10 protein-coding genes are annotated in these 3,873 nt (G+C 32.0%); 4 read left to right on the top strand and 6 right to left on the bottom strand.

The window, feature by feature from the left end; genetic code table 11:
- Positions 1-211, bottom strand: a 211-nt coding sequence (locus tag BD31_RS02980; protein ID WP_008298320.1) for a hypothetical protein, incomplete at its 3' end; no start/stop codon positions are given.
- Positions 212-213: 2 nt separating this feature from the next.
- Positions 214-492, bottom strand: a complete 279-nt coding sequence (locus tag BD31_RS02975) for an RpoL/Rpb11 RNA polymerase subunit family protein (RefSeq protein ID WP_008298316.1) — start codon at positions 490-492, stop codon at positions 214-216.
- A 50-nt stretch (positions 493-542) separates the two neighbouring features.
- Between BD31_RS02975 and BD31_RS02970 the strand changes: the two genes are divergently transcribed.
- The 3 genes from BD31_RS02970 to BD31_RS10250 are packed head-to-tail and all read left to right on the top strand — an operon-like array spanning position 543 to position 1,419.
- Complete coding sequence (locus BD31_RS02970; RefSeq protein WP_008298311.1) at positions 543-1,079, top strand: hypothetical protein; 537 nt, start codon at positions 543-545, stop codon at positions 1,077-1,079.
- Positions 1,080-1,109: 30 nt separating this feature from the next.
- Positions 1,110-1,262, top strand: coding sequence for a hypothetical protein (locus BD31_RS10255; protein WP_008298315.1), 153 nt, complete (start codon positions 1,110-1,112; stop codon positions 1,260-1,262).
- A gap of 10 nt (positions 1,263-1,272) precedes the next feature.
- Entirely contained in the window at positions 1,273-1,419 is a 147-nt protein-coding gene (locus BD31_RS10250) for a hypothetical protein (RefSeq protein ID WP_008298322.1), read from the top strand.
- A gap of 1 nt (position 1,420) precedes the next feature.
- Here the strand turns inward: BD31_RS10250 and BD31_RS02965 are convergent, their stop codons facing one another.
- Both BD31_RS02965 and BD31_RS02960 read right to left on the bottom strand, forming a co-directional pair.
- Positions 1,421-1,915 carry a dual specificity protein phosphatase 23 gene (locus BD31_RS02965; RefSeq protein ID WP_048097397.1) on the bottom strand — a complete coding sequence of 165 codons (495 nt, stop codon included), beginning with the start codon at positions 1,913-1,915 and terminating at the stop codon, positions 1,421-1,423.
- A 55-nt stretch (positions 1,916-1,970) separates the two neighbouring features.
- The gene (locus BD31_RS02960) at positions 1,971-2,612 is read right to left on the bottom strand and encodes a cyclase family protein (RefSeq protein WP_008298314.1); all 642 of its coding nucleotides are present in this window, start codon (positions 2,610-2,612) and stop codon (positions 1,971-1,973) included.
- 76 nt (positions 2,613-2,688) lie between these two features.
- Between BD31_RS02960 and BD31_RS02955 the strand changes: the two genes are divergently transcribed.
- Positions 2,689-2,946 carry an Lrp/AsnC ligand binding domain-containing protein gene (locus tag BD31_RS02955; protein WP_008298309.1) on the top strand — a complete coding sequence of 86 codons (258 nt, stop codon included), beginning with the start codon at positions 2,689-2,691 and terminating at the stop codon, positions 2,944-2,946.
- Here the strand turns inward: BD31_RS02955 and BD31_RS10890 are convergent.
- Both BD31_RS10890 and BD31_RS10885 read right to left on the bottom strand, forming a co-directional pair.
- Positions 2,941-3,336, bottom strand: a complete 396-nt coding sequence (locus tag BD31_RS10890; RefSeq protein WP_250634640.1) for an aminotransferase class V-fold PLP-dependent enzyme — start codon at positions 3,334-3,336, stop codon at positions 2,941-2,943. The genes BD31_RS02955 and BD31_RS10890 overlap by 6 nt on opposite strands.
- Positions 3,293-3,873 (bottom strand): aminotransferase class V-fold PLP-dependent enzyme (locus BD31_RS10885; RefSeq protein WP_008298318.1); only part of this gene is annotated, 581 nt, incomplete at its 5' end. The genes BD31_RS10890 and BD31_RS10885, both read right to left, overlap by 44 nt.

Genomic DNA, 3,873 nt, shown 5'->3' with positions numbered 1-3,873 from the left:
GTCCACATTTTTCACAATCTAATTTGATTGTAGGATTAGTATCTTCACCTTCATTTCCTTCAAATGCTAATAGAGAAAAATCTGGTTCTTCTTCATCAGCGATTTTTTTTGTCTGTTTTACTTTTTGTCCTTCAACATAACCACATATAGAACATTGAAGGCCAGAATCACCATTTTTTAATTTGACCTCACATTTGGGGCAAAACTTCAATTCTAATTTACCTGAATTTTGGAATTAAATAATTGTTTGAACTCTTCTGCCATCTTTATTGCTGAATCGGTTGCTTTCTTAATTTCACCCAATGGTTTTGTACTTGAATTGATTCTCATCCAGCATTCATTGGTAAGAGGGTGTTTTACAATAACTCCTGCAAAATCGATATTTGATGCTTTTAGAAGCTCGTGTTGAATAATGTATAGAATTCCTATATCAGTCTCTGTGATTGAGAGACTAATTTCTTTGGGTTCAGAACTGATTACTTGAGCGTTCATGTATTCAGAAAAAGCACTTATTGCGGATATAAATCATTATGAGAGGAAGTATGGCAGAAAGTAAGATTTCAGAGATTAAACTAGTAAATTCAAAGGAAGAGTACTCATCTGATGAAAATGTTGAGATCAATGTCCAATTTTCAGTTGAAGGCGGTATTAGAGATGCCTTTAACGAGGCAAATTGGACAAAAGCATACAACAACAATGATGTTTCCTTTAAAATGAAATATGGCATAAAATTGACATCTGGGGGTTTTAGGAAGAAGGAACTAGGCAGAACTATTGACACCTACAGAAAGGCATCAATCTTTTGGACAAGAAATCCAAAACTTGTCAATCCAATGAAAGATAGAAGGATTTGGGTTCAGGTTGCCAAAAATTTTGAACCATTTATCAGACTTTCCGAAGAAGAGGTAAGACAGGAATTATTTGACTTTAACGAGAAATTTGTATTCAAAGCATCAGATTTGGGAAAAGGCAAACACAAGATAGGAGCTGAAGCATTTGCATCATGGCAAAAACACGATTATACTGAAACTGGAAATATTAAAAATAGTTCCAATGAAATTGAGATCACAATCAATTAGGGATATAAGTAACATTTTTGGAATAATTGCATGGCAAAATACGATGGTCTTTTAGGACAACCAGTACTTGAAGTAGAAGAACCAGATAAAGAAGAAGGAATTACTTTTATCTTTAAAGACAACAGATTTTTGTTCATCAAGGCAGTAGATGGAAAGATCGAGACTGTATCAATACCAGAATAGGTGAATATGAATGGAAAAATTTGATCAAATCAAAATGTCTGAACTTGTAAAAGTAGAAGATCCTGATTCAGATGGTGGATTAACTTTAATTTTTCAAGAGAATAAAACCTTGAAGATTAAAGTTGTAGATGGTAAATTAGTTTCAGAATTTATCTAAACTAATTTTTTACATGTTTTTCATAAAAACCAATAGCTAATTCCTGTACCTCTGATTGAATAGAACCAGGTCTTGCAATTCGAATTTTATTGATTGCATCAGCTGCTGAAAATTTTTCATATTTTACAAAATAGCATGCAAGAATTGTTCCCGCCCTTCCCATTCCAGCAGCACAGTGAACCATTACTGCTTGATCATTTTTTATTTGTTCGTGGATAAAATCTACTGCTGAATCTATTTTGTCCATATCAGGAGCTGTAAGATCAGGAGTAGGAACATGTAGATAATCGATATTTTCTACCCAGTTATTAGGTAAAGCATTCTCAGTCATAGTTACAATTGATTTTACGCCTTGATTTAGAAGCCATTCAAATTCATCAAAACTTGTTGGAATACCCGAACCAGCTAATTTTTCTTCAATTAACCAAGAGAAGTTAGTTGGTTTTTTTGTGATTTTTCCATGCACCTTTCTCCAGATGTTTCCAGGCTTACTCATATCAAATTAAGATGCTTTTCTATATTTTTAGTATTACGAATTTAACAGACATAAATTATGATGCTACTGCTCTTACAGGCGAGCCTGTTGCATCTTTAATCTTTAATGGTAAAACTGTAAAATTAAATTTGTTAGATGGAATTTTATTCAGGTTTGACAAATTTTCCACTATCAAAATATTGTTTTTTGATAAAATATGATGAACACTATATGATTCATCTTTTCCAAGATCTATGCTAGGAGAATCTATTCCAACAAGATTAATCTTTTTTGATATAAGATATTTAGCAGCTGTTAATGCTAATCCAGGATTTTCAGTAAAGTAGTTGTTTTTGTTTAGATTTTTTTGCCACTCAGTAAAGAAGAAAACAGAAGAATTGACAGGAATTTTACCATTTCTTTTTTCAAATGAAATAATATCTAATTTTGTTATAGGTTCGTTCTTAGTTTTTTTGAGTTTTATGAGAATACCTTTTCCCATGAGTCTATCAAGTGGAATTTGATGAATTTTTAGACCATCTTTGACAAAATGATATGGTGCATCAATATGAGTACCAGTATGTGAACTAAAGAATAACAACTCAAGGTTATACCCATCACTTTTGATATCAGACCAAAGAATGAATTGTGGTTTTGGGGATCCTGGAAAATTTGGAATTGATTTGGATATTGTTAGTGTAAGATCTATTGGATTCACATCAGAGGAACGTATTGGTAATTAATCAATTTTTGAACTATCAAAGGTTAAATACTGTTTGTTGAAAAACTTTCATGTGCCTACTGCATATGTTCTACTAAATTCTGACTTGGGATCAGATGAATCAATCATTAATGAAGTAAAGCAAATACTTGCTAATGAGAATATCAAATTTGAGGTTCAAGGAGTATACGGAGTATATGACATTGTACTAAAATTGTCATCTGATGATGCAGAAAAACTTCGAGGAATTATCACCAACAAAGTCAGAAAGATTAGCAAAGTTCAATCTACACTGACTATGATGGTAATAGAAGAACAAGAAAATCTATAGTTTCTTTATTGCATCAATTACTTGCAGTATTTGAGGTTCATTATTGTAAAAGTGGGGAGAGATACGCACAATCTTTTTTTCCATAATTTCTCTGACAGCCAAAATAATATTTTGCTTTTCAAGTTTATCTACAATTTCTTGTGAATCAAATCCCTTAATGTTAAAGGATACAATACTGGTTCTCTTGTTTGGATCGTCAGGGCCGTACAAAGTAATATTTGGAATGTTTGATAGTTCTTCCCTTAAAATATTTGACAGATACTGATTTTTCTCGTAAATATTTTTGATCCCAAAATTTAGCAAGTAGTTAGCAGATGATTCTAATCCTACAATCCCAACATAATTTCTAAAAACCTGTTTGGAATTTATCAGGTAATTCCTTGAAAGCAAGATTAGTATCTTCATACATAATTGCAGATTCACCACCTATGGTGATCGGTTCTAACAATTCACTTGATTTTCGATTACAATAAAACAAACCAGTTCCCATCGGACCACACAGCCATTTAGATCCATTAAATGACATGAAATCACATTTAATTTTAGAGACATCAGTATCTGTTATACAACCAATAGTTTGTGCACTGTCTATAAAGAATGGTACTTTACCATGAAGAATTTTTCCTATTGTGTCTACAGGTATAATGGAACCAGTATTGTATAATGCATGACTCAGAGCTACTAATTTTGTATTATCATCAAGAAGTGATTGTAAATCATCTAACTTAAAAAAACCATTATTATCTATAGGGAGACTTTTTACAGAGACTTTAGATTTTAATTTAATCCAAGGATAAAAATTTGCATGGTGTTCATGTGTCATTCCACGAATCACAATATTGGATTTATCATTAAAAGAAAGACCGTTTGCTACAATATTGATTCCATCAGTTGTGCTTTGAGTAAGAATAACTTCGTCAGGCTGAC

Origin of the sequence: Candidatus Nitrosopumilus salarius BD31, assembly GCF_000242875.2 — an archaeon.
GTDB classification, from domain to species: Archaea; Thermoproteota; Nitrososphaeria; order Nitrososphaerales; family Nitrosopumilaceae; genus Nitrosopumilus; species Nitrosopumilus salarius.
Note: the sequence above shows the minus strand (reverse complement) of the source record. Positions and strands in the feature narration are given on the sequence as shown.

Excerpts from the sequence above, each read along its gene's own strand:
- BD31_RS02975 (WP_008298316.1), bottom strand. The coding sequence starts at position 492 with ATGAACGCTCAAGTAATCAGTTCTGAACCCAAAGAAATTAGTCTCTCA.
- BD31_RS02970 (WP_008298311.1), top strand. The coding sequence starts at position 543 with ATGGCAGAAAGTAAGATTTCAGAGATTAAACTAGTAAATTCAAAGGAA.
- BD31_RS10255 (WP_008298315.1), top strand. The coding sequence starts at position 1,110 with ATGGCAAAATACGATGGTCTTTTAGGACAACCAGTACTTGAAGTAGAA.
- BD31_RS10250 (WP_008298322.1), top strand. The coding sequence starts at position 1,273 with ATGGAAAAATTTGATCAAATCAAAATGTCTGAACTTGTAAAAGTAGAA.
- BD31_RS02965 (WP_048097397.1), bottom strand. The coding sequence starts at position 1,915 with ATGAGTAAGCCTGGAAACATCTGGAGAAAGGTGCATGGAAAAATCACA.